This window comes from Enterococcus sp. 4E1_DIV0656 (assembly GCF_002140695.1).
GTDB lineage: Bacteria > Bacillota > Bacilli > Lactobacillales > Enterococcaceae > Enterococcus_D > Enterococcus_D entomosocium.
In genome coordinates this window covers 1,127,415-1,151,932 of sequence record NZ_NGLF01000001.1, presented here as the reverse complement: position 1 = coordinate 1,151,932, position 24,518 = coordinate 1,127,415, and the positions used below count along the sequence as shown (strand labels likewise).

Below are 24,518 nucleotides of genomic sequence, written 5' to 3'. Positions count from 1 at the left end.
GAGGGTTTCTTATGCGAATGAAAAAATGACTGCTTTAATCGGCTATCCTGCCTAGTTTGACGTATTGGCAAACTGATTGCTTAGGTAACTCAGCTGATTTTCAGCCTCCATCATCACGGAGTCTAATTTGGTAAACATTGTGATGTAACGCTCTTTTTTCATTGCTAAAATATCATCAAACCGTGTAATCTGTTTGTTCAAATCCTTGATGGTACTGTCATAGGTCGCAGATTTGGTGGCAATGATCCCTTTATTGGCTGAAGTATTGACGACATAGCTGTTGGCTAATTCTTTTAGCGCTAATGTATAGCCGGTCTCTTTCGTACTCGCAGTGCCATCGGCTTCTTTGGTTTTCGTACTTGCATAAAAGAAGGACTTCACAGCAGCGGGATCTTCCGCTAGGGCTTCTTTTAACTTGGTCGTATCCAGTCCCAATGTACCATCATTATCGACGGTGGAGATGCCTAGCTTATTAGCAGTCAGCTTTGAGCCGCTGACGGCTGGAATGGTGATCAAATTTCGCAATTGAGTCTGTAGACGGGTCAACGCACTGTCTCCCACCAAGGTCCCCGTCTTGTTGTTTTCACTACTAGGATCTCCCACGGTCAAATTATCGCCGATAAAACTCATCAAGCTATTGTATTGATCCACTAATCCTTGTACTGCATCAACGACTTTCGAAGTATCATTGGCTAAAGAAAGCGTCACATGCTCCTCGCTTTTTTTCGCTAACGTCAGAGTGACACCATCGATAACATCCGTCACACTATTGCTGTCGCGGGTGATCTCCATGCCGTCTAGTTCAAAAATAGCCGGTTGGCCTTGCGTCGTAGCCGCAGTTGAACCGATCCCTAATCCTTCGGCGGCATTGCCGTCGATCAAGAAGTTTTTGTCGCCCATTTTCGTATTCGTTAAAATCAAACGGTTATCCACGATGCTCGCTGCAACGAAGGTCGTCTTGCTTTGGCCATTGATCTTAGCTGCCACATCTTTTAAGCTGTCTTCGGCAGTGATCTCGATCGAAGCGGTGATCGGTTTGCCATCTTCATCGACTTCCGAACTGGTCAATGACAGCTGACCACTGACATTTAGGGCCGTTTTGCTGCTTTGAGCTACTTGACTCCCCGTCACCTTCGTGGCTGTTGCTAGTTGGTTGACTTTTAGATCATAGGTGCCTTCTGGGGCTTCCGTTGTTCCTGCAATTGAAGCGATACTACTATTGGTGGTCGTCGCTTTTTTTGTTTGATAAGCATCATCTTTTTGTAACGCATCGACTTTTGACAAAAAGTTAGTCAAGCGAGTGCTGATATCACTCCATGCCGTTTTTTGTGCTTTAAGCGACGTGATTTTATTCTCAGCACGGGTCTTATTGATCGCATCTGCCGCCAATAATTTTTCAATATCTTCTGAAGTCACGCCAGAATAACTCCCTAGCGTTGTACTGATTCCTGAACTGCTGGTTACACTTGCCATAGTTTCATCCCTTTCGATCGACCGCAATGCCCATGTCATCCCATATTTTTCCAATCACATCTAGCATGTTGGCTGGTGGGATCTCTTTGATCACTTCGTTGGTCTGCATATCCACTAAACGCACCATCGTACGCCCTGTGCGCTCATGTACTTCATAAGCCAATTTCATATCTTTGCCAAGTAGTCGCTGATTCACTTCCTCCACGGAGGCTGCGATCTTGTGCTGATCGGCTACTGAAAAATAGTGGATCGGCGGTTCAGTGACCACTGTCCGTTCCTTTTTCTCCGCCATTTTCCCCTCTTGGTGTTGCGGCTGAAGGTTGGCGGTCTCTGGATCTAGGGATTCGATCGGACGTGCTTTAGCGACCGACGCAACGGCTTCGATCGGGTGTATTCCTGACATTGGCTGAATATCCATCAGAGCTTCCTCATTTCTAAGCGTTTTTGTGCTGCTATGTAAAACACAAGAACTGCGCTTCCCCTAGGCAGTCCTTGTGTCAGTGGTTCACTTGATCAAAAATTATCCTTGTAACAAGCTCAATACGCTGTTAGGCATTGAGTTTGCTTGTGCCAACATTGAAGTTGCTGCTTGAGAAAGGATGTTGCTCTTCGTAAAGCTCATCATTTCTTGGGCCATATCAACGTCACGGATACGTGAGTTTGCTTCAGATAGGTTTTCTTGTGTTGTACCTAAGTTGTTGATTGTGTGTTCTAGACGGTTTTGCGCCGCACCAAGATCCGCACGTTGTGCAGAAACTGCTTTGATCGCTTCATCGATTTTCGTGATTGGGTTGTTTTCAACGCTGACAGTTGCCGCTGCTGCTTTGCCTTCATCAGAAGCGGTAAATGTTGCTAAAGCATCATCGTATGTTTTTTGAGCTGTTGCTTTTGCTGTATCATCCGCAGCTGTGTCGATGGCTGTTTGTAATTCAGCAACTGTTTTACCAGCTGCCGCATCAACTGTGCCGTCCGCTGCATATTTTGTTGTAGCATCTGCTTTGAAGGCAGTCGCTACTGCTTTATCTTTTGCTGCAGCAACAGCTTTGGCATCGCTTGTGTCAATGGCTTGTGTTAAATCTAAGCCTTTTACTTTCAAGGCAGATGAGCTCATGTTGTTGATTGAAACGCCCATTGTTTGGTTTGCGTTGGCACCGATTTGGAAAGTGAATGATTTCGCATCATCGCCTTCACCAGTTAACAAGCTTTTTGTATTGAATTCAGTGGTATTGCTGATACGGTCGATTTCATCAGACAATGCAGTGTATTCTTTGTTGATCGCACTGCGGTCGTCATCACTTAACGTACCGTTTGAACTTTGAACCGCAAGGTCACGCATACGGCCTAAGATGCTGTGGGTTTCATTTAATGCACCTTCTGCTGTTTGGATCAATGAGATACCATCTTGTGCATTGCTTTTTGCTTGTGACAAACCGCCGATTTGGCCTTTCATTTTTTCAGAAATTGCTAAGCCAGCTGCGTCGTCCCCAGCTTTGTTGATGCGTAAGCCTGAAGATAATTTAGACAAAGAATTGCTTTTAGAAGCATTTGCTGCCGTTAGGCGTGAGTAAGTATTCAATGCTGAAACGTTTGTATTGATTCTCATGTGTAGTTCCTCCTAATTTTTATTCGCTAAGGTTTCCCTCTGCTACTATTTATCGGAAGAAACCGTTCAGGGTTAAGCCTTTTTTCTAAAAAAAATAAAAAACTTTTGCTCCCGTCAAAGAACAAAAGTTTTTTGGGTTAATTTAAATAATCTAGAATGGACATCTGCATGATCTTTGTTCCCATTGCTAATGTTGAGCGGTAGGCAGTCATTTGATTTTGATATTCCATATACTTTTCCGCAATATCGACGTCTTGTTTGTTGGACAGTGTTTCGGTCAAGTTCAGCTTTTCCGTCTCATTTCGATCAGCAGCCGCCTCCAAGCGATTGTAGAGGGTGCCGATCTGCGCCCGTACATTCACTACATTGGTGGCATGCTGGTCATGAGCGGTTAAAAGCTCGCCCCCTAAGGCATCTTTATCATCACTGCGCAACGCAGACAATAAATCATTGAAGTAGGTGCTTAAATTTTGGGGATCCGTAGCGGTGCCCGTCTCGTTCATCAGTCGATCACCGCTGGCTAACAGATCCACCGAGACCCCGTTTGCGATTTCTCGGGGCAAGTCTTCACTGGTGCCATTGTATTTGATACCGACGATGGCGTCATTTTCTTTGACGATCTCAAAAGGCGCCGTCGTCGTATTCGTTCCGCTAAATAAATAGCGGCCATCAAAGTTGGTATTTAATGATTCAACGATACCTGCGATCTCTTGCTCGATCTCTGAACGATTTGCGCCTAATTCCTCACTGCCGGCTGTCGCATTGGCAGAAGATTGAACCAATGAGCGAATCCGCAGCATCGAGGTACTGACGCTTTCTAAAGCAGAATCTTGGGCTTTTGTCCAAGAAATACTGTCTTTGATCGTATTATTGTAGGTTTTGTTTTGATTTAACGACACATTGAGATCCATGATTTTTGAAACCAGCAGTGGATTATCCGAGGACTTGCTGACTTCTTTCAAGCTCGATAGCTGATTCAACGTGGATTGGACTTTGGAGGCGTTGGTTCCTAGATTTCGTAAAAAATCATTGTAGGTGATTGAATTGGAAATACGCATGTTCTACACTCCTGTTCGATTGATCAATGTGTCTAACATTTCAGAAACGACCGATAATATGCGGGCATTGGCCTGAAATCCTTGTTGGAAACGAATCACATCTGACATTTCTTCATTTAATGAAACACTGGACACCGATTGATTTTTGTATTCTAGTTGATTCAGCAGCGACAATTGGGCACTGACCGTATTGTCGGCTTGCTGTTTTGAGATCCCGTTTTTGGTGACGATGCTGTTAAAATAACTGCTGACACTCATGCCGGATGCTGCATTAGCAAACGTCAATGTCTCAGAATCAAAAGAAGCGATCGTCTTTTCTGACAACGGGAAATCCAATTTGGCACTGCTGAGTTTCGCCATTGCAGCAGCTCTTGAACCATCTCCTGCTGCATTGCTCGTTCCGCCGGTCACCAGACTTGGGTTATCTAACAGTGCTTGGCTGACCCGAATCGTCGTCGCTGTGCCGGTATCATCTTGGCCGATCTCAAATAGTCCGCTTGTACGAGAAGCGCCGCCGGTAAAGACCATGTTCATGGCTTGCGCGATCGTCGTCGTAAAGTTGTTCAATTCCGTCAAGCGGCTGCCGATTTCACTAGATGATGCTTGCAGGCCACCGATCGCCCCTTCTTTGATCGGCAATTCTGTATAGGCGGTGTCGCCATTGTCGGTGGTTTTCGTCAACAAGACGGTTCCAGCTGGATAAGACCCTGTGATGGTTTCGGCAGGATTCAAGGCGTTGCCGTCTTTGGAAACCAAGGCGCCTGTCTCGCTTTGTCCCACCACCACACTAAGGGTATTGCGTTCCTCCGCACTTAAGATCGTCTGTCCGCTCATGGATACAAACCCACGGCCATACTGATCGGTCTTGGTTTCGATCCCTGCTAGACCCGAGAGATCTTTCAACAGACTGTCTCGACGATCTAAAAGATCATTGGGTGTCTCACCACTCGTCGTCAACCCATAGATCTGTTCATTCAAGGATTGCAGCTGCTTGACCTTCTCATTGAAGTCCAGCGCGGATTTTTCGATGGTATCCAGCGTGTCGCTTTGCAGCTGCGTCATTTGTTTGCCCATTTGGTTGATGGTATCGGCAAATGTACTACTGTTTTCCAGCACAAGGGTCTTAGACGTATCCAGTTCAGGATTGTTGGCTAATGCGGTCCAAGAATCAAACATCGTTGCCAGCTGTTTGGACAGTCCGTTGTCAGAAGGCTCATTCATTAAACTTTCCAGCTGTCCTAATATGTCTGCTTTTTGTTCATAATATGTATAGGTAGAATTGGCATTGCGTACTTGTCCAATGACAAAATCATCGACGATCCGTTCGACACTGCCGACTTTCACACCCATACCGATGCTGCCGACACCCGCTAGATGGTAAGACGCTTCGGCTTGCAAGTTGACTCGTTGTCTTGAGTAGCCGTCTGTATTGGTATTTGCAATGTTATGGCTGCTGGTTTGCAACGCTGCTTGATTGGCGGTCATGCCCCGGGTTGCGGTGCCTAATGAACCAAATAGTCCTGTCATAGAAGTACTCCTTACATTTTTTGATCGATGATCGCTGTTGAGACAGCTTGTTTTTCTTGGTATTTCGAATACGTATTTGCCGGTGTCTTGATATTTTCTTTGACTGCATCCATCAAAACGGTTTGGAAACTAATGGCTTGTTCCGTCAGCAGGAGATTCTCGGCTTGCTGCACTTGGATCTGGCGGATGAGTTCTTTGATCGCCCCTGAAAGAGTTCCTTCATACGTGGAAAAAACGGGTACGAAGGCGGTTTTTTTCTCGACGAGTTCTGGTAATTTTTCTGCTTGATTTTTGATCAAGCAGGTCTTTTCTTTTTGCAGCAACCGCAAGAACTGCTGTAGCTGACGCTCAAATTCCCGTTCTGTCATCTAGTCGACCTGCTTTTCATCTTGTTGCAGCATTTTATCGGCGATCGTTTCGGCAGATACTTGGTAGGTGCCTTCTTTGATCGCTCGTTTCAATTCTGCCACTCGTTCACTGCGACTGGCTGTTTGATTGGCACTCTTTTGAATGGCTTGAGCTGTTTCGGACAATTGAACATCGACGGTTTTTTCTGTCTGAGCAGCAGTTGGCTTTTCTTGTTTGACCGCTTCACGTTTGATGGCCTTGTCGCTGTATTCTGCGTAACCTCTTTCGATTTTCATAGGTTCTCCTCCGTTCTCATTCTTCTACCCTCTACTATCGGTCAAATCACAAAAAAGTTAAACCCATATGTTTAACTTTTTGCGATTTCTTCAAATTAATGCAAATTGTGGATGCGTTGTTTTTGCGAAAGAATGTTGGTGATCCGTACGCCGAAGTTTTCATTGATGACCACGACTTCCCCAGTAGCGATCAGTTTGCCGTTCAACAAAATCTCTAGCGGTTCATCCGTCAGTTTTTCCAGCTCGATGACGGACCCCGTATTGAAAGATAAAATGTCCTTAATGGTTTTTTTGCTGCGGCCTAACACGACACTTAGATCCAGTGGCACATCAAGAATCAAGTCCAAATTATCCCCATCGCTCACCCCGCTAGAGGCCAATGTTTGAAACGCCGGTTTGCTGACTTCAACGGGTTTTGATGTAGCCGCCGGTTCAGGGGTAGGCGCAGCAACGGGTGCCGTTGGCTGCGGTGTTGGTGTTTCTCGAGTAACGACAGTCGCTTCATCGGACAGCATCGCACTGGCGATATCGTTAACCACCGGATCCGTAAAGATCTGCATGATTTTGCTTTCGATCAGACCTTCGACGCGCAAAGAAAATGAGATACAATAAATCTCTTCCTCTGCCTCGATCCCGCTATACTCAATGTTTTCTGGTGTCTCCCATAGTTTGACGATCGGCGGTAAGATGTCCACTTTACGGCTGATCATCGTCGCCATCGAAGTCGAGGCAGTCCCAATCATTTGGTTCATGGCTTCTGCCACAGCACTTAGCTCTAATTCCGTGAATTGGGTGTTGCTGGTTTCACCGGTTCCCCCCATCATCAAATCAGCGATCACGATGGCATCTTTGACTTCTAACAGCATCAAATTACTGCCTAAAAGGCCTTCTTTAAATTCAACTGTCGTTGCTACTTTTGGTGCAACGAGGTCGTTTAAGATCTCACCAAATTTGATTTTAGACACCCGGGGAGTCGTGATGCTGACCCGACGATCAAGAATGGAAGACAACGTCGTCGCCGCTTGCGACATGGAGATATTGCCAACTTCGCCGATAATGTCGACTTTGACTTGCTCTTCTAATCCTTGCGGCTGGGTTGGGGCACTTTGATTCAACAATGCATCGATTTCTGCTTGGGATAAACGTTCACTCATAGTTCTTGCTCCTCTTCTAACTTGTCTAATAATTCAATGGCTAAACGGTCCTCTTGCTTCCCAGGTTTTGCTCGGAAGTAAGGTTTTCCATCGATGAAAGTCTCCAATGGTTCAGTAATTTTTTTGTCTAGTTTGATGACATCGCCTTCTTCTAAGTGGAGAAACTCAGAAAGACTCATTTGAGCATGGCCCAGCAGAACTTCTAAATTCAAACCGACGCCATTCAAACTTTTTTGCAACTCGCGGCTATCGTCTTGGTTGACGGGCTGATTGCTATCAAACCAATTGCGGAAACTTAATTTATCAATGATCCCTTCAAAGAAGACATAGGGGATACATAGATTGATAAAATGTTTCACCTCAAAAATTTTGATAGTAAAGGTCACTAACACGACGGGTTCGTTGGGCGACATGTTTTGCATCAATTGCGGATTCGTATCGATTCCATCCAAAACCGAATCCAAGGCAACGATGTCCTTCCAAACATTTTGGTAGACCCGTACAAATTGTGCTACTACTTCTTCCAAGATCGCTGTTTCAATATCAGTAAAACTTTTTTTCTCGCTAAAATCCATTTCGATCGGCTTGTTTTGATAAACATCCAAGCCGCCGCACAACAACTCCACCAACATCATACACAGTTGTGGGTTCATCTCGATCATTTGGATCCCGCTCAAAGGCTGCGAATGAAAGAGCCCCAACAAAGTAAATTTTGGTATCGAATGGATAAATTCGTCATAACTGACTTGTTCGATAGCTGCCAACTGCAAAGAAACATTGGTCCGCAGTTGGGTAGAAAGCATGCTGCTGCTCATCTTCGAGAAATCCTCGAAGATCATGTGCAGGGTATTGACGTATTCTTTCGACAGCTTTGTTGGTCGGCGAAAATCGTAGGCTTTCACTTTGGCTTGTTTGTCTTCTATCTCAATAATTTCTTGATCGATCTCTCCGCTGCTCATCGCATTCAACAATAAATCAATCTCTTGCTGCGTCAATACCTGATCCACACTAATCCCCCATTTTTTTAAAAAATCATGTGATCGATTTGAATCACACTGGCTACTTTTTCACCGATCGTCACGACCCCAACGGCATGTTCTGTCTCTTGATTGCCCAGTTGGATATCGTCTTCAGTGATATCAAGTACTTCAATTACTTCTTCTACGAGGACCCCTTTGGTCTCCTCTTGCTTCTTCATGATCAATATGTTTTTTTCGTAGGCTGGTTCCATGATGGGAATCAATTTTGCCAAACGAATCACCGTTACGACAGACCCCCGCAGATTGATCAACCCTTCCACCCACTCTGGTGCTAAGGGCACCTTCGTAAAGGAAGGGGCATCAATGACCTCGTCCACCGAGTCCGCCGAGATCAAATAGTACTGCTGAGCCATTTTGAAAAGAATCATCTGCATGTCGCTATCCTCCTAGGCATTAGGCAAAGGCTTTGTCGATGGCAGTGATTACGCGGTCCGTGTCAAAGGGCTTCACGATAAAGTCCACCGCACCGGCGCGAATCGCATCCATCACCATTCCTTGTTGTCCCATGGCACTGCACATTACGACTTTGGCCTGCGCATCAAACGTGCGGATCATTTTTAATGCCTCTAAGCCGTCCACTTCTGGCATCGTGATATCCATAGTCACTAAGTCTGGTGTCGTTGCTTGGTATTTTTCAAAAGCCTCTTGGCCATTTTGGGCTTCCCCCACGACTTCATAGCCGTTTTTTTCTAAAATATCCTTTAATTTCATGCGCATAAATACCGCATCATCCACAATCAATACTTTTTTTGACATTGTATTTGCCCCTTTCAAATTCCTAATGAATCAAATATGTTTTCTAGTACACCGATTTCTGGAATCAAAAATAACGATGCCTCTAATGTTTCTTTGGCGTAGACGAACTCATTACGGATCACCATCACCTGCTCATCATACTGGGCCATCGCCAAATAGATGGAGCTGATCGCTGCGCCAAAGAAATCATAGCTGGCGCTTGGTAAAGACGCACTCAGCTGAGTTTCCAATAGTTGGCCGATCGCGATCAAAAAAGAATTGGTAAGAATGTTAGTCAACTCGTTGATGACCGATTGCTTCAATTCTTCAGACGGATCGCTTTCTTGGATCATCAACTGACGCAATTTTGCGGCGGATTCATCCGTTAAGACAAACAAGAAGATCCCTCGAAACGCCCCTTCGATCTGGCTCATCACCACATGAACTTCTTTGTCTTCCGCCATGATCTGCTGATACAGGTCCTCATACGCTAGAATCTCGACTTCCGGTACCCGCATATCGATCGGTTGTTGGACGAGCTTTGATAAACTCGTCGCAGCGTGACCACCGCCGATATTGATTAGTTCTTTTAGGCCATCGATTTGCAGCGCTGTATAACTCATAGGCGGTCATCCTTTTTTTCCTGACAGATGGCATGAATGTCTAGGATCAATGCGATCGAGCCGTTGCCCATAATCGTTGCCCCTTGATAGCGATTCAGCTTTTGCAGCAATGGATCGATTTTCTTGATGACGATTTCTTGCTGGCCGATCAGCTCATCTGCCAAAATGCCGTGAAATTGCTGGTCATTGTTGACGATGATGGCGAATTTTTTCTCAGATGGATCGCCTTCGATCGCTAAGAGTTGATCGGTCCGAACCAAGGGAATCAACTCCTCTTGAAAACGATAGACCTCATCCGAGACCGTCTGGATGATCTCTTCTTCTTTAACCATCACCACGCGTTCGACGAGATTTAGTGGAATCGCAAAGGTTTCTGCTCCGACGCGAACCATCAACGCTTGAATGATCGACAGAGTCAATGGCAATTTGATCACAAACTGCGTGCCTTTATTTGGCTGGCTCTTCATTTCGATCGTGCCCCCTAGTTGGGTGATCTTCGATTGCACGGCATCCATCCCGACACCGCGCCCAGAAATGTTAGTCACTTCTTGCGCCGTTGAAAAACCAGGATGGAAAATCAGCTGCTGCAACGCTTCATCGGAAAGACCTTCCGTTGCTAAGCCTTTCTTTTCAGCACTTGCTTTGATTACTTGCGGATCAAGGCCTTTGCCATCATCCTCTAAAGTAATGATCACGCGATTGCCTTCTTGGTAGGCCGCCAAGCGAATCGTGCCCTTGCGCGGTTTGCCCAGTTTTTCCCGAACATCGGGTGCTTCGATGCCGTGATCGACAGAATTACGCAATAGATGGACCAGAGGTTCACTCAACTCAGAAACCACTGTTTTATCCAATTCCGTTTCTTCCCCAAAAATGACAAGTTCCATTTCCTTTTGCAGTTCATTGGATAAGTCCCGAACCATTCGCGGAAAGCGACTAAAGACGACATTGACTTGCTGCATGCGGATCCGTAAGACCAAATCTTGCAGCTCAGAGGTCAATCGTGAAACTTGCTCTAAGGGGTCTTTGACTGCTTCGATGTTTTCCCGCTCACTGACATCTTCTAATTGATTGCGATAGACCACCAATTCGGACACGAGATCCAAGAATGAATCTAAGCGATTCAAGTCGACTCGGATCGATTGATTTTGGGCGGACGCATGATGCGCGGGCGCCGGCGATTTTTCTTTCGTTTCTGTTGTCGCTTGCTGAAGAGCAGAAGTCTCTGACTCTGGGGTCGGCACTGGTTGAAGCAGCTCTTCTGCCTCCTCCAACACAGCAGCTGAAGGATCAAACGGTGCCACCACGAAGGCTTCGATCTCACTATTGCTGGCGATGTTTTGCTCGACATCAGCCAGTGTTTGCTGCGTCAAATACAGCAGTGAAAAATCTGATTCAAAGGTGCCTTCTTCGAGTGTTTGGGCATCTGGTTCTGTATAGAGAACATCCCCTGCTTGGCCAAGCTTTTCCATGATCAAGAAGGCACGAGCACCTTTTAACATGGATTGGGCATCTAAGCGAACAGCAATTTGGACCGCTTGATAGCCATCTCCAGCCGCTTGCTCGATCACATACAGATCAGAAGGATCGATCTGTTGAAGCTGTGGGGTTAACGCGCCCACTGCGGTGGGTTTTTGGTTTGCTTCTGTCTCGGTTGATATACCGCCAGAATGTTCTGTTTGGTCAAGTTCGGCCAATAAATCGGCAATTTGAGCTGGCTGAAGGTCGCGTTCTTCCCGCAAGTCCTCCACAAGTTCTGACAGGCGATCCAGACATTTGAAAATCAATGAGATCGATTGCTGGGTCACTTGCAAGGTCCCTGTTTTAAATAACTCAAAAATATTTTCCATTTTATGGGTCAGCTGCGTCATGACGTCATAGCCCATCGTTGCCGCCATCCCTTTAAGGGTATGGGCAGAACGGAAAATATCATTCAGCAAGGCGCTATCTTTTGGATCGTTTTCCAATTGCAAGACATGATCATTCAACTGTGCTAAATGATCGTCTGTTTCTTCAAAGAAAAGGGTACGATAGACACTATTGTCATCCAAATGGGTCCCTCCTTTACAAAATTATACTTTTTGATAGATAAACGAATCGATTTTCTTGAGACCGAATTGTTCCGCAAAATTGATCGTTTCTGTCGCTCCCGTAAACAAAATGCCCCCTGGGACCAATGCATCGCTGAATTTTTGATAGACGGCATCCCGAGCATCACTTTTGAAATAAATCGTCACATTGCGGCAAACGATCACATCAAAAGGCCCATTGTACGGGTCTTTCAAAAGATCGTGTTGCTTAAAATGAACTCGCCGTTTGATTTCTGGTTTGATCTGAAACTGGTTCTTTTCTTTTGCATCAAAAAAACGGGTACGTTCTGCCGCTGAGACATTCCGCAATTCGTGGTCTCGATAGAGTCCTTGCTTGGCTTTTGCCAAAATTTGCGTATCGATATCAGTGGCCAAGACATTGGCTGCGGCAATTTGGTTTTTTTCTAGCAGCATGGCGATCGTATAGGGTTCTGCCCCAATCGAACATGCGGCACTCCAAATTTTTGGCAGCGTAGTTTTCGGGAGAACAATGGTTTTCAAGACGCGTTCAAAGGCGTCAAACAGTTCTTTGTTGCGATAAAATTCCGTTACGTTAATGGTGATATGGGCTAAAAAAGCCGCCCGCACCCCTTCATCTCCTTCGATCAACTGCTGGTATTCCCTCAACGTTTTTGCCCCGCTGTTTTCCATGATCGTAAGGATGCGGCGCTGCATTTGATTTTCTTTGTATGCGGCTAATGGAATCCCTAATCGGCGATCCACCCACGCATTAAATAAGGCAAATTCTTCTTCCATCTTCTTCACCTGACCATCTGTGCAATTTTTGCTTCAATGCCCTGCAACGACAGGACTTCATCCACGACTCCTTGTTCAATGGCATACCGCGGCATCCCAAAGACTGTACACGTTTCTTTGTCTTGAACGATCGTATAGCCCCCAGCCGCTTGAATCTGTCGTAAGCCAGCGGTGCCGTCTTTTCCCATCCCCGTCAAAACCACTGCCGCTAGTTGCGGGCCATAGTAGTCAGCTGCTGAGGAAAAAAGATAATCGACGGTCGGCCGCGTCCCATGTCGTTTTTCTCGCTGGTCCAGTTGCAAGTGCCCTTGTTTGACCGTCATGTGGTAATCCCCTGGGCAAAGATACACTTGATTTTCGATCCGCATGCCATCGACTGCTTCTTGTACTCGGACGGTTGTCTCTGTGTCTAAGCGCTTTGCAAAGGAAGCCGTAAATCCCGCAGGCATATGCTGAACAATCAAAATGGGACAACGCAAACGCGCAGGCAAACGGCGGATTATCCCCAGCAAGGCACGCGGTCCGCCTGTTGAAGCACCAATGACTAGCGCATCAAGTGATACCGGCAAGCTGTTTTGCGTCAGCTTAGTGGGCTGGGCAATCGTTGGCATCAGGATTTGAACCGTGCCGGCTTCATGATCCATCGCCAAAATTTTTTGATGAAATTCAGCGATCCATTCTTTTTCGATCATCGATAGACTGACCGGTTTTTCGACAAAATCTCGGGCGCCTAGCGCCAATGCCTCAATCGTGGTTTCTTGATTGGTTAATGAACTAAGCATGATGACGGGAATGGCTGATTGCTGTTTCATCCTCCGCAAGGTCTCTAATCCGTTCATCACTGGCATCTCCACATCCATTACTACCAAATCGATCGCTTCTTTGGTCAGATAGTCCAATGCTTGTTTGCCATTGCGGGCAGCGACGGTCACCTCGATATCAGGCAGCTGATTCAATAAATCTGTCACTACTTTCCGCATGAATGCCGAATCATCGACGATCATTACTTTTTTCATGTCCCTGTACTCCTTTTACAAATAAACGATTTCTTGTTTGACTTGCCGAACCATGGTCTTGAAATCCTGAAGATCCACGATCATCGTTCGACCAGCGCTGCCGCCAACATGTTTGGCTACGATCGGAATGTTTAGCCGAGCCAAGACTTCCTCGACGGCTTCAATATTGCGCTGACCAATATTGCTGGCAGCGTTAAGCGTCTGGAACTGAAACATATTGGCGCCGCCAACGATTTTCGCTTGAAAGCGAGGCCGCCGGATCTTTTGTTCCAGCTCAGCCACCATCGCCGGCAATGCCAAATCCGCAAACTTCTCGGGCTTGATTTCCCGCTTGTGCAAAAAAGGCTGACTATCTGGCAGCATAATATGACTCAAGCCGCCGATATGACTGGCTTCATCGTAAATGATCGTGCCGATGCAAGAACCTAAACCCACCGTGATCAAACGCGTTGGCGCTTGGGCGATCTTATACTCCGAGATCCCCACATGCAGTTCCTCATTCACGGTCATCATTGTCATCGTCATTGGCGGCTGCCAATTCCTCTGTCTGATAGGCGTCTAACTCAGCCGTCATCTCAGCGGCTTGTTCATAGCTGAAGAGAAATGGCAGTTCCAATGCCAGCACAAGTTCATCGTCTTTTTCCAAAAAGGCTTCGATATAGTTTTGCTTGAGTCCTGACGTATTTAATTCCGCATTGCTGGGACTTTCAACTAGCGGTAAAATGCCGACGATCTCTTCCACGTAAAGGCCGATCGCTTGCTCTTGCCAGTGACACAACAAGACCACATTTTGCCCAGTTTCCGGCGTAAATTCATCAAACAGCTTTTTGCGGATGTCAATGATCGGAACCATTGCCTCTTCAAAAGGCTGGATCCCCAACACGAAATCCGCCACTTCCGGCAGCTGTGTAAAAGAAGCAGCCTCAATGACCCGTACCACATAGTCGATACGCAAGGCAAAGAGTTGTTGATGACTTTTAAATACAACGTATTGTTCCATTGGCGTCACTGCTCCTTTTTAGAATTTGAAACTATCCACTTGGAATTTAAGGATAGTGGCGATCGTTTCGATCTCTTGCACATTCCGCTCAAAGTCTTCGATGACTAAGTAGAAGTCCTCTAAGTTTGCCGTTACTTCTTGGGTGCCGGCAGAGGTTTCCGAAACAGCAGCCGAAATGTTGCTGACGGAAACTTGAACCATGTCTTTTTTCTCAACGATCCCGGTAATATGGGCTTCCACGGCTTGAATACTTGAAACCAATTTTTCGACAATATCAGAGATCTCATTGGCTGACTCGATCGCTTTGTTGATATTGTTGGTTTGTTTTTCGCCGCTTTCAAAGGAATCCGTCACTGCAGAGACCACTTTTTCCGATTTTTTGCGGATCGTTTCAATGATCGAACGAATGCTTTTCGTTGATTGACTGCTTTGTTCCGCCAAGCTGCGGACTTCCTCCGCAACGATGGCAAACCCTCGGCCCGCTTCTCCAGCTCGAGCTGCTTCGATGGATGCATTCAATGCCAGTAAGTTGGTCTGATCAGAAATGTCATTGATCAGCTGAACGATCTTACCGATGCTTTGGACATCTTCGTTCATGTCGTTCATGCTTTCCACTAATTCCGCTTGGTTTTGCCGTTCGATCTCCCAGCTTTCAAATACATGGAACATCATTTCTGAATTGTGGACATTGCTGCTTTGGGATTGACCGACATAGCCGTTCATCAATTCGATCTCTTTGTGGATCTCTTCGATACTTAAGGCTAGCTCGTCCATATCAAAGGAGGTTTGTTCCGCTTCGGAGGCTTGTGAACTAGTGGCATCTGCGATGGCATTCATCGTCTGACGCACATTTTCAATTGAATTTTTGGCATTTTTTGAGGTTGTCGTTAGGCCGCCTACCATTTTTTCCATTCGGCTGCTTTCTTCGTGCATGCCAACGATCACCGCTTTGAAGGTGTTTAAAACCCCTTGAAAACGATTTTGAACTTGCCCAAAAAGGGAAGTTTGGTCGCTGCTGCCGATCTCATCGATATGCGACAGATCACCAGAACCAACTGCTTCTAGTTCTGTCAACAACGTATCCATGCCCGAGTGGGTCTCTTTTTTTACCAAATAGGTCATTCCTACTAACACTGCGATTTCTAGCAGCAATACGATCACTGAAAAAATAAAGAAACTTTTTGCTGCTTGTCCGTCTCCGTGGGTGCGGATCACGAAGAAATAGCATCCTAATAATACGATCAGGGTAAACCCTAGCGGAATCAACGCCGCCAAGCGGATTTTTTTGATGATAGCTTGTACCTTCTTCTTCATAACAGTATCCTTTCCTATGCAAAATGATCAGTCGTGCTGTTTATCAAGATTCGCTCTTCACTTGATAATCGTTGGGTCACTCCTTCTTTATCCGATTATGAAAACAATCTTCTAGTTCTTTAATCGGATCTTTTGCTAGAAAAGTTAAGCATCTTCACCAGACATATGTATCTTTTGGATCAGCAAAGCGCGTATAGCCGCCTTGGTATTCATCACGAACCAAGCGACCGTTTTGCAGCTCGACCACCCGATTACGGACCGTATTGACCATCGTACTGTCGTGGGTCGCCAAAAGGATCGTGGCACCGACTTGATTGATCCGCAAGAGTAGTTTCATGACTTCAACGGCTGATTTCGCATCCAGATTGGCGGTGGGCTCATCGGCGATCAAGACTGCTGGCTCTGTGACGATCGCCCGCGCGATCGCTACTTTTTTGCGCTGTCCCACGGAAAGCTCTTCAGGATAGTGATCCTTTTGAGGAAACATACCCACCAGTTGCAGTGCTTTGGCGGTTTTTTCCTGACGCAGCTTACGGGGAGTGCCTAGTACTTGCAGCGCATAGTCAACGTTTTTGGCAACCGTCAGATAAGGAAGCAAAAGGTCTTCTTGTCCGACGATACCGACTTGTCGTCGAATCATATAGAGATGACGGTCTTTGAGTTGTTCCAACAAGACATTGCCGACTTGGATAGAACCAGCCGAAAGCTCTTCTTCTTTCAAGAGCAATTTGAATAATGTCGATTTGCCGGCACCACTGGGACCCACCACATAGATAAATTCTCCTTGAGGGATCGCAACAGAAATATCGGCCAATGCCAACGTACCATTGCTGAATTTTTTACTGACCTTGGTTAAGCGAATCATGTTCTTTCTCCTCTAATCTGTAAAACGATTGATCACGGACCACATCTCATCAGCTGTCTGCATGGCTTTCGTATTCAATCCATACGCACGCTGGGTCGTTAACAAGTCTGTCATGGAAGTCGCTAGATCCACCGTCGACTGTTCTAACTGTCCTTGCAACACGCTGCCAAAGGCTGCCGGATTGGTTTGCGAAGTAAGCAACGCTTGATCACCGGCACTGTACAGTTGGTTGCCCACTGACGTGATGTTTTCTGTATTCGTCGGCTGATAAAGGGTCAGCTGTCCCAACACGCGAGTCTGACCATTTTCTTCCGTCGTCAACTGACCGCTGGCATCTATTGCGATTTGCTGCGCATCTGGCCACTGCGCGGTCGGTACGTTTGTGGTCATTGCCACAGGGTACCCTTCACTATTGACTAATTGCTTGTTCTCACTTAAATGAAAATTGCCTGCTCGACTTAGCAGCAATTGACCGGTTTGGTCCCGAACCCCGAAAAAGCCATTGCCTTGGATCGCGAGATCTAATGGCTGAGCAGTGCCCGCCAGATTGCCTTGGGCAAAACTGGTGGTCGTGGTTGCCTTCGCCCCCATTGACGCACCATATTGGGCGGCGTTGCCATTAAACAGCGTTTCTTCTGCACCGATGGCATTTTCCATCAATGCTTGAAAGTGCGTCGTTTGTGCTTGGTAGCCATTGGTATTGACGTTGGCAATATTGTTGGCTGTCGTGTCTAAGTTTGTCTGCAAATGATTCATCCCAGAACGGCTGATTCCTAATAATCCACTGATATTCATTGACTCATCCTCAAATCTTTCCTAATTCGTTGACCGCTTTTTGCAATGTCTGATTCGTTGAACTCAAGACTTTCTGATTGGCTTCAAATTCCCGAGAAGTCTGGATCATCGCCACCATTTCATCGGCAACCGCTACATTGGCTTGTTCTAAGGCACCTTGCTGGATCACGGGTGCATTCACCGTGGTTCCTGCTGCGTTGCTAGTCACATAGTTTTGACCAGCTGTAGTCAATGCTTCTGGGGGAAATGTTTGGATCTGAAAGTTCGCTGGTCCCAAGGCGCTGACTGCTTGTCCATTGGCACCTAAGACAAGATAGCCTTCTTGTGTTACGTATTGATTCTGCTGATTGACGGTAAAGTCGCCATTTCTCGTATACAACCGCTGCCCCGCATTGTTTTGAACGACAAAGTAGCCTTCGGAAAGCAGTGCAAAATCACTGGCTTGTCCCGTCTGTTTGACAGCGCCTTGGTCTTGACTGATGGTACTGCCTGCCAATTGGGTCCCTAAAGACAACCCACCGATATCGCGACGAGTATCCGCATTGGGCCCGCTTTGGTAATTATGCAGCGCCACTTCATCTAGCGCCGACTGGAACAAGGTTTTTGCTTGATACCCTGTTGTATTGACATTGGCAATATTGCCGCTCGTCGTCTCTTGTCGCTTTTGTAATAATGAAATGTTCCGTGATAAGACATCCAATCCTCGAATCATGCCAGTTCCTCCTCAATCAATGTGCGCAATTTGGCAATCGTTTTGCCGTGAATTTGTGAAACTCGTGGAATCGAGACTTCTAAGATTTCAGCGATTTCTTTTAACGTCAGTTCCTCGGTATAGTACAAACTTAAAATCAATTGTTCTCGTTCCCCTAATTTTTTGATGCACGCCACCAAGGCGGTGCGTTTTTCTTCAGCGACCAAGGTCTCTTCGACATTTTCGGCTGGATCCCGAACCATATCTTTTAAGGTCATGCCTTCTTCTTGGTAAGCAAACAAGGTATCTTCCAAAGAGACGCTGGCTAAGTAGTGCAGACTCTCATAAATATCCGCTAATTGACTTTGGTTGATTCCCAGCTGTTTGCAGATCTCGGTGTCGGTCGCTTCTCTTTTGAGGCTTTGCTCCAACTCTTGCCGTGCTTGATAAAACTGATTGACTGCCGCCATTTTGTATCGGGAGATTTTGGCGTGCTTGCGTACTTCATCAATAATTGCCCCTTTGATACGAATCGCTGCATAGCTTTCAAAAGGAACTTTTTTTGAGGGATCGAATTTCCGCAAGGCATCCATCAGCCCAATCACCCCAATATTGTAGAGATCGCCTGATTCATAATCGGCGGTTTTGATAGACAGGCGCTGAACCACCCGTTCCACTAGCGGCAGATACTTGATGATCTCCGCTTCTCGATCGACTTCATACATCGGCGATGCCCCTTCCTAAGAAAATTCTGCTTAAATGTCAATACTGCCCACCGTTTCGATCGCAATTTCATTGGGAATCTCATTCAGAGAAAGAACGGCGATATCTGGAAAATTAAAAACGATCATTTTTTTGAATGCTAACCGGATCTTAGGCGATGCCAGAATCACGAAATTGATATTTTGAGCGATCGCCGCATGTTGGATCCCACTGATGGAATCCAACAGCTTGGTCACGGTATCTGGTTTTAAGACCGGGTACGAGCCAGTTGCGGTTTTTTGGATACTTTGAGCGATGATTTCTTCTAGTTTCGGCTGGATCACCGCCACTTGCAGCTCGTGGTTCTCATTGGCATACTTGGCAGCGATCGTCCGTTTCAGTGCTTGGCGAACATATTCTGTCAAAACTTCTACGTCTTTCGTGACAACGCCGTAATCGGCTAAGGTTTCTAAGATCGTTGCTAAGTCATTGATGGGAATTTGTTCATCCAATAAATTTTGTAAAACTTTTTGGACCTCGCCGAGCCGCAAAATATCGGGGATCAATTCATCGATCACGACATTGTACTGCTCTTTGATGCCCTCCAATAATTTCTTGACTTCTTGGCGACCTAACAGCTCTGGTGCATGGGCATAGATGATTTCTTTTAAGTGTGTTGCGATCACGGTCAACGGCTCGATAATCGTAAACCCTTGCAGATCCGCCATCTCCTTATCGGATTCATCGATCCACATAGCATCCAGATGAAAGGCTGGTTCTTTTGTTGTGATTCCTTGAAAAGGAAATGGCTCTTCATTCGGGCTGATCACCATGACTTTGTTCGGGTAAATATCGCCGCGGCCGACTTCGTTGCCGCGGATCTTGATCACGTAATCATTGGCATCCAAATAGAGATTGTCGCGAATACGAACGGGACTGACTAAGATCCCTAATTCTCTGGCACTCTGTTTACGGATCGCCACGATGCGGTTCATCAAGCTGTTGTCGATCGAACGATCCACGATAGGGATCAAACCATAACCGATTTCCACTGAGATTGGTTCCACTTGGAAGGAAGCCACGGAATCGTCTTCTTCCTGTGCTTCTTTTTTGCGTTCCAGTGCCAGTTTTTGTTCCCATTGTTTTTGTTCCACTCGCTGCTTTTCTTCTTTTTGCGTCACCAGAAAGCTGGCTGCGAAAAGGCCTAAGCCAATCAACACAAAAGGCACAAAAGGAAACCCGGGAACTAAGGCTAAAACGAAGAGAATCGCCCCCACGATCCGAAACAGTTGGGGATTACGCATCACATCTGCCGCAATATCCAAACCAAAGGAACTATCGTTATCGGAACGAGTCACGATCACCCCAGAAGCAATCGAAATCAGTAAAGAGGGAATCGAGCTGACCAAGCCATCCCCGATCGCCAGTTTCCCGAATTGGGCGAAGGCTTCCATGACGGTCATTTGTCCGCCCATGGAGAAAATGATCGCCCCACCAACTAAATTGATGACAGTGATCAAGATCCCTGCGATCGCATCTCCTTTGACAAACTTGCTGGCACCATCCATCGAACCAAAGAAATCAGCTTCTCGCTGCAGATCTTTTCGTCGTTTGCGGGCATCCGCTTCTGTGATCAAACCGGCATTTAGGTCGGAATCGATCGCCATTTGCTTGCCGGGCATCGCATCCAATGTGAATCGAGCAGTCACCTCTGAGACACGCCCTGCACCATTGGTCACGACGACTAGCTGAACGACCATGATGATCACGAACAAAATGATCCCCACGATATAATTGCTGCCGGCAACGACATTGGCAAAGGCATCGATCACGTGTCCGCCATTTCCTTGGGTCAAGATCAAACGAGTGGAAGATAGGTTCAAACCTAAACGAAACATCGTTGTGATCAGCAGCAAGGTTGGAAACGTAGTGAATTCCAACACTGATTTGGTAAACAGGGTGATCAGTAAAATGTTGATCGCAATCGTCAAATTGATAATGATCAAAATATCTAATAATGCACTCGGTAATGGAATAATAATCAAACCAATAATAGCTAGGACAATCACCGAGATTAAGATATCCGCCAGACCAATGCCTTTTTTCGGTTTTGAGGCAGCCTCATTCATTTTTGTTCCTCCTGTTTCCTTAAATCTTGCCGAGTTGGCTTTCTTCTAACTGATAGACCAAAGCGATGATTTCGGCAATGGCTTCATACATTTCAACAGGGATCAGATCCCCGGGTTCTACTTGACGATAAAGGGCCCGTGCCACTTCACGGTTTTCGATCTGTGGGATATTTTCTTTCAGGGCTTCTGCTTTCATCCGCTGCGCCAGCTGATCTGCCCCTTTGGCCAGGACCCGCGGCACCCCTTCACTACTGGCATCGTAACGAATCGCAATGGCGAAATGGGTCGGATTGGTGATCAAAACCGTCGCTTCTTTGACGTTGGCGATGGCATTTTGGGTCATCGCACGGTACTTCGCTTTGCGCTGTGCTTTGACTTGCGGATCACCTTCCATTTGCTTGAACTCTTCTTTGACTTCCTGCTTGCTCATCATCAAGTTCTTACGATGGCTATAGCGTTGGTAGCCGTAGTCGACTACGGCTAAAATGATCAAGAAAATCGAAATCTGTAAAAACAATTCTTTTGCCCGCAGCAGCATGAACAGGATCGTTTTTTCCAACCCCACTTCACTCAAACCCAGTAAAACAGGGACGGCGGCTAAAAATTGTTGATAGCACAAGTAGACGATCACGCCGAATTTCGCCAATGTTTTGCCTAAATTCATCAACGAGCGCAAACTGAATTGCTGCTTGATCCCGCTGATGGGGTTCAGCTTTTTAAAATCTGGTTTGATGGCCTTGCCGGAAAACAACAGACCGACTTGGGCATAATTCGTGATAAGCCCGACTCCGAGCGCAACCAGAAAGACGGGCGCACACAACAAAAGCAGCAGCAAGATACTCTGCACCCCCAGTTTTGGCAGATCCGCCAAACTGGTTTGATAATCAGCCAGCTGCGCCAAACTTTGGGAAAAATAAGGCAAAAAAGAAGCGGCGAAAAACTGCCATAAAGACAGGATCAAAAATGAGAAGACCAGCAGCGAAACAGCAGCTGCTAATTCCTGGGTCTTAGGTACCTCCCCGCGTTTGCGGGCATCCCGCAGCCGCTTGGCACTGGGTAGCTCGGTTTTGCCATCTTTTTCTGCCATCTTCTCACCTCCTGCTGGTTGCCTGTTACTTTATTGAAAGGACTCGATAAACTCCTGCAAGTAGCGGACCGTATCTGGCAAGTGTTTGCCTAAGTACGAAAGGACATTGGGTAATAGCAAGAGAAACACCACAAAACTGATGGCAGTTTTCATCGAGAGACTCATCATCAAAATATTGATCTGGGGGATCGAACGAGAGATCACACCTAGCACGAGGTCCACCAACAGTAGTGCAATGATCATTGGTGCCGCAAGATTGACTGCCATCACCATCATTTGGCTGAAAAGTTTGACGATGCCTTCAACCGTCGTGCCTTGGATCACCACAGAGCCTAAGGGCACGATCCGAAAAGACAACAGCAGTGCTGTGATCAGTCGATGATGCAGATCAAGACCAAAAAACACAGCGATCGTCAGCCAATAGTACGTTTTGCCATACTGGGAAGAGGCGATTTGCAACGTCGGATCATAGGCTTGCGCCATCGAAAAGCCTACTTGAAAGTCGATCAATTGGCCCGCAATTTCCACACCGGTAAAGACCAGCTGGCTCAAATAGCCCATCGCCATCCCAAACAGTACTTCTTTGATGACGAAAACCGTCAGCATAAAGAGGGAAAGCTCGGGAATTGCAGGTGCCGTCGGCAGACATAGGACCGTCAACGCCATGCCGATCACGATTTTTGCCAGTGACGGAAAATTTTGCTGTGAGAAGATCGGACAAAGGACGACAAACGCCAATATTCGACAAAAAATCAACACCGTCGCTTGAATCGTCGCCATCAGGTTTCCTCCTTACATTGCCGCAATCATTTTGAAGATCATTTCGGTAAAATTCAACAAGAGATTCAGCATAAAATTCCCCGCCAAGATCAAGGTCAAAAAAATCGCTAATAGTTTCGGCACAAAGCTCAACGTTTGTTCTTGGATTTGGGTAGTGGCTTGAAAAATACTGATCACCAATCCAACGAGCATGCCGACCAATAAGGCAGGGCCAGATATCGCTAAAATTCGAAGAAAGGCTTCCCTTAGCACATCAAGTACCATTTCTACTGTCATTTCCTCTTGGCTCCTTTCTTAGCGGCTATTGAAAGCTCTTGATCAGCGACTCCACGATCAGATACCAGCCATCCACTAAAACAAATAGTAAGATCTTGAAGGGCAGTGAGATCATGATCGGCGACAGCATCATCATCCCCATCGACATCAAGATACTGGAGACGACCAGATCAATGATCAAAAAGGGGATAAAAATCAAAAAGCCGATACTGAAAGCCGTTCGTAACTCACTGATAATAAACGCCGGTACCATAACGGTCAGAGGAACATCGTCAGAAGAATGATACTTTTCGGTCTCCCCATCAGCTTCCGCAAACAAGGCAATGTCTTTTTCCCGTGTCTGTACCATCATAAAGGCCTTGATCCGTTTTTCTGAGCGGTCAAAGGCTTCGGCTTGGCTGATCTCTTGTCGATCAAACGGTTCGATCGCTTGCTGATAGACGTCGGTATACACAGGTTTCATAATAAAAAATGTCAAGAATAAGGCCAACCCGATCAACACTTGATTGGGCGGGTTTTGCTGTGTACCTAACGAACTGCGCACAAAGGACAAAACCATGATGATACGAGTAAAAGAAGTCATCATGATCAGCAAGACTGGTAAAAGGGAAAGCAGCGTCAGCAACAAGAAAGTATTGATCGTATCACTTGAGCCATTCCCATTCGACAATAAATTGTTGATGGTGGAACTGACGTCTTCCGTGTCTAACGCAAACGCTGTCTGCGGAAGCATCAGACTGCTGAAAAGGACCGCAGCCATGATCTTGATATCTCTGCCTTTGATCTTCATTTTTGCTTGCCTCGTTTTCCAGCAATTTCCGCCTTGGCTTTGTTTAGCCATTCAGAAAAATCTTTGCCAGCTTGCACTTGGGTGCTTTCTAGGCTTTGCTGTAAAAAAGCGGCCGTTTCTTCTTGCGTCAACTCTTTGATGATCTGATTTTGCTGTTCAGAAAAGCTCATGACGTAACATTTGTCCATGATTTGGACGATCCCGATCGAAGACGACTTGCTGACGGCGATTTTTTGCAAAATACGCAACTGATGATTGTGCTGGTTCGTGTAACGATTCAAATATTTCAAACTAATGTTGATCAAATAAAGAATAAGCAGCAAAAACCCAATCATTTTGACCAGCGATAAAAATGTTTCCATCAACATGCCTC

General features: G+C 46.2%; 28 protein-coding genes. All 28 read right to left on the bottom strand.

Features of this window, described 5'->3' with window-relative positions:
* Positions 1–51: 51 nt before the first annotated feature.
* The gene (gene fliD / locus A5882_RS05455) at positions 52–1,473 is read right to left on the bottom strand and encodes a flagellar filament capping protein FliD (RefSeq protein WP_016611598.1); all 1,422 of its coding nucleotides are present in this window, start codon (positions 1,471–1,473) and stop codon (positions 52–54) included.
* A 4-nt stretch (positions 1,474–1,477) separates the two neighbouring features.
* Positions 1,478–1,891 carry a flagellar protein FlaG gene (locus tag A5882_RS05450; protein WP_016611599.1) on the bottom strand — a complete coding sequence of 138 codons (414 nt, stop codon included), beginning with the start codon at positions 1,889–1,891 and terminating at the stop codon, positions 1,478–1,480.
* Positions 1,892–1,993: 102 nt separating this feature from the next.
* Positions 1,994–3,076 (bottom strand): flagellin, encoded by a 1,083-nt coding sequence (locus A5882_RS05445; protein WP_008376575.1) that lies wholly within the window; start codon positions 3,074–3,076, stop codon positions 1,994–1,996.
* A 137-nt stretch (positions 3,077–3,213) separates the two neighbouring features.
* Positions 3,214–4,134 carry a flagellar hook-associated protein FlgL gene (gene flgL, locus A5882_RS05440; protein ID WP_008376577.1) on the bottom strand — a complete coding sequence of 307 codons (921 nt, stop codon included), beginning with the start codon at positions 4,132–4,134 and terminating at the stop codon, positions 3,214–3,216.
* Positions 4,135–4,137: 3 nt separating this feature from the next.
* Positions 4,138–5,661 (bottom strand): flagellar hook-associated protein FlgK, encoded by a 1,524-nt coding sequence (flgK, locus tag A5882_RS05435; RefSeq protein ID WP_086372515.1) that lies wholly within the window; start codon positions 5,659–5,661, stop codon positions 4,138–4,140.
* A gap of 11 nt (positions 5,662–5,672) precedes the next feature.
* Complete coding sequence (locus A5882_RS05430; protein ID WP_008376582.1) at positions 5,673–6,029, bottom strand: hypothetical protein; 357 nt, start codon at positions 6,027–6,029, stop codon at positions 5,673–5,675.
* Positions 6,030–6,305, bottom strand: a complete 276-nt coding sequence (gene flgM / locus A5882_RS05425) for a flagellar biosynthesis anti-sigma factor FlgM (RefSeq protein WP_005232754.1) — start codon at positions 6,303–6,305, stop codon at positions 6,030–6,032.
* Positions 6,306–6,400: 95 nt separating this feature from the next.
* A complete protein-coding gene (gene fliY, locus A5882_RS05420) occupies positions 6,401–7,459 on the bottom strand; it encodes a flagellar motor switch phosphatase FliY (protein ID WP_008376584.1) in 1,059 nt (352 codons plus the stop codon).
* Complete coding sequence (gene fliM / locus A5882_RS05415) at positions 7,456–8,466, bottom strand: flagellar motor switch protein FliM (RefSeq protein ID WP_005232756.1); 1,011 nt, start codon at positions 8,464–8,466, stop codon at positions 7,456–7,458. The genes fliY and fliM overlap by 4 nt, the downstream gene beginning before the upstream one ends.
* Before the next feature lie 17 nt (positions 8,467–8,483).
* Positions 8,484–8,873, bottom strand: coding sequence for a chemotaxis protein CheW (locus A5882_RS05410; protein WP_005232757.1), 390 nt, complete (start codon positions 8,871–8,873; stop codon positions 8,484–8,486).
* 19 nt (positions 8,874–8,892) lie between these two features.
* Positions 8,893–9,255, bottom strand: a complete 363-nt coding sequence (locus A5882_RS05405) for a response regulator (RefSeq protein WP_003129084.1) — start codon at positions 9,253–9,255, stop codon at positions 8,893–8,895.
* A gap of 14 nt (positions 9,256–9,269) precedes the next feature.
* On the bottom strand, positions 9,270–9,857 hold the full coding sequence (locus A5882_RS05400; protein WP_005226634.1) for a chemotaxis protein CheC: 588 nt from the start codon (positions 9,855–9,857) through the stop codon (positions 9,270–9,272).
* Complete coding sequence (locus A5882_RS05395; protein WP_086372514.1) at positions 9,854–11,905, bottom strand: chemotaxis protein CheA; 2,052 nt, start codon at positions 11,903–11,905, stop codon at positions 9,854–9,856. Before A5882_RS05395 ends, A5882_RS05400 begins: the two co-directional genes overlap by 4 nt.
* A gap of 21 nt (positions 11,906–11,926) precedes the next feature.
* Positions 11,927–12,700 carry a protein-glutamate O-methyltransferase CheR gene (locus A5882_RS05390; RefSeq protein WP_034878173.1) on the bottom strand — a complete coding sequence of 258 codons (774 nt, stop codon included), beginning with the start codon at positions 12,698–12,700 and terminating at the stop codon, positions 11,927–11,929.
* Positions 12,701–12,705: 5 nt separating this feature from the next.
* Positions 12,706–13,716, bottom strand: a complete 1,011-nt coding sequence (gene cheB / locus A5882_RS05385; protein ID WP_086372513.1) for a chemotaxis-specific protein-glutamate methyltransferase CheB — start codon at positions 13,714–13,716, stop codon at positions 12,706–12,708.
* A 15-nt stretch (positions 13,717–13,731) separates the two neighbouring features.
* Positions 13,732–14,241 carry a chemotaxis protein CheD gene (locus A5882_RS05380; protein WP_005226629.1) on the bottom strand — a complete coding sequence of 170 codons (510 nt, stop codon included), beginning with the start codon at positions 14,239–14,241 and terminating at the stop codon, positions 13,732–13,734.
* A complete protein-coding gene (locus A5882_RS05375; protein WP_005232772.1) occupies positions 14,213–14,716 on the bottom strand; it encodes a chemotaxis protein CheW in 504 nt (167 codons plus the stop codon). Before A5882_RS05375 ends, A5882_RS05380 begins: the two co-directional genes overlap by 29 nt.
* An 18-nt stretch (positions 14,717–14,734) precedes the next feature.
* Positions 14,735–16,030: a methyl-accepting chemotaxis protein gene (locus A5882_RS05370; RefSeq protein WP_005226627.1), complete on the bottom strand. Its 1,296-nt coding sequence runs from the start codon at positions 16,028–16,030 to the stop codon at positions 14,735–14,737.
* A gap of 154 nt (positions 16,031–16,184) precedes the next feature.
* Positions 16,185–16,895, bottom strand: a complete 711-nt coding sequence (locus A5882_RS05365; protein ID WP_005232774.1) for a cell division ATP-binding protein FtsE — start codon at positions 16,893–16,895, stop codon at positions 16,185–16,187.
* Positions 16,896–16,907: 12 nt separating this feature from the next.
* Entirely contained in the window at positions 16,908–17,690 is a 783-nt protein-coding gene (locus A5882_RS05360) for a flagellar hook-basal body protein (RefSeq protein WP_008376613.1), read from the bottom strand.
* A 10-nt stretch (positions 17,691–17,700) separates the two neighbouring features.
* Positions 17,701–18,402 carry a flagellar hook-basal body protein gene (locus A5882_RS05355; RefSeq protein WP_086293575.1) on the bottom strand — a complete coding sequence of 234 codons (702 nt, stop codon included), beginning with the start codon at positions 18,400–18,402 and terminating at the stop codon, positions 17,701–17,703.
* A complete protein-coding gene (locus A5882_RS05350; RefSeq protein ID WP_005226623.1) occupies positions 18,399–19,106 on the bottom strand; it encodes a sigma-70 family RNA polymerase sigma factor in 708 nt (235 codons plus the stop codon). Before A5882_RS05350 ends, A5882_RS05355 begins: the two co-directional genes overlap by 4 nt.
* 30 nt (positions 19,107–19,136) lie before the next feature.
* Complete coding sequence (flhA, locus tag A5882_RS05345) at positions 19,137–21,212, bottom strand: flagellar biosynthesis protein FlhA (RefSeq protein WP_086372512.1); 2,076 nt, start codon at positions 21,210–21,212, stop codon at positions 19,137–19,139.
* Positions 21,213–21,231: 19 nt separating this feature from the next.
* Complete coding sequence (locus A5882_RS05340) at positions 21,232–22,299, bottom strand: flagellar biosynthesis protein FlhB (protein WP_086372511.1); 1,068 nt, start codon at positions 22,297–22,299, stop codon at positions 21,232–21,234.
* Between the two features lie 30 nt (positions 22,300–22,329).
* Positions 22,330–23,079, bottom strand: coding sequence for a flagellar biosynthetic protein FliR (gene fliR, locus A5882_RS05335; protein ID WP_016619533.1), 750 nt, complete (start codon positions 23,077–23,079; stop codon positions 22,330–22,332).
* A gap of 12 nt (positions 23,080–23,091) precedes the next feature.
* Positions 23,092–23,355: a flagellar biosynthesis protein FliQ gene (gene fliQ, locus A5882_RS05330; RefSeq protein ID WP_005232782.1), complete on the bottom strand. Its 264-nt coding sequence runs from the start codon at positions 23,353–23,355 to the stop codon at positions 23,092–23,094.
* 25 nt (positions 23,356–23,380) lie between these two features.
* Positions 23,381–24,145: a flagellar type III secretion system pore protein FliP gene (gene fliP, locus A5882_RS05325; RefSeq protein ID WP_005232783.1), complete on the bottom strand. Its 765-nt coding sequence runs from the start codon at positions 24,143–24,145 to the stop codon at positions 23,381–23,383.
* A complete protein-coding gene (locus tag A5882_RS05320) occupies positions 24,142–24,507 on the bottom strand; it encodes a flagellar biosynthetic protein FliO (protein WP_008376622.1) in 366 nt (121 codons plus the stop codon). The genes fliP and A5882_RS05320 overlap by 4 nt, the downstream gene beginning before the upstream one ends.
* Positions 24,508–24,518 lie beyond the last annotated feature (11 nt).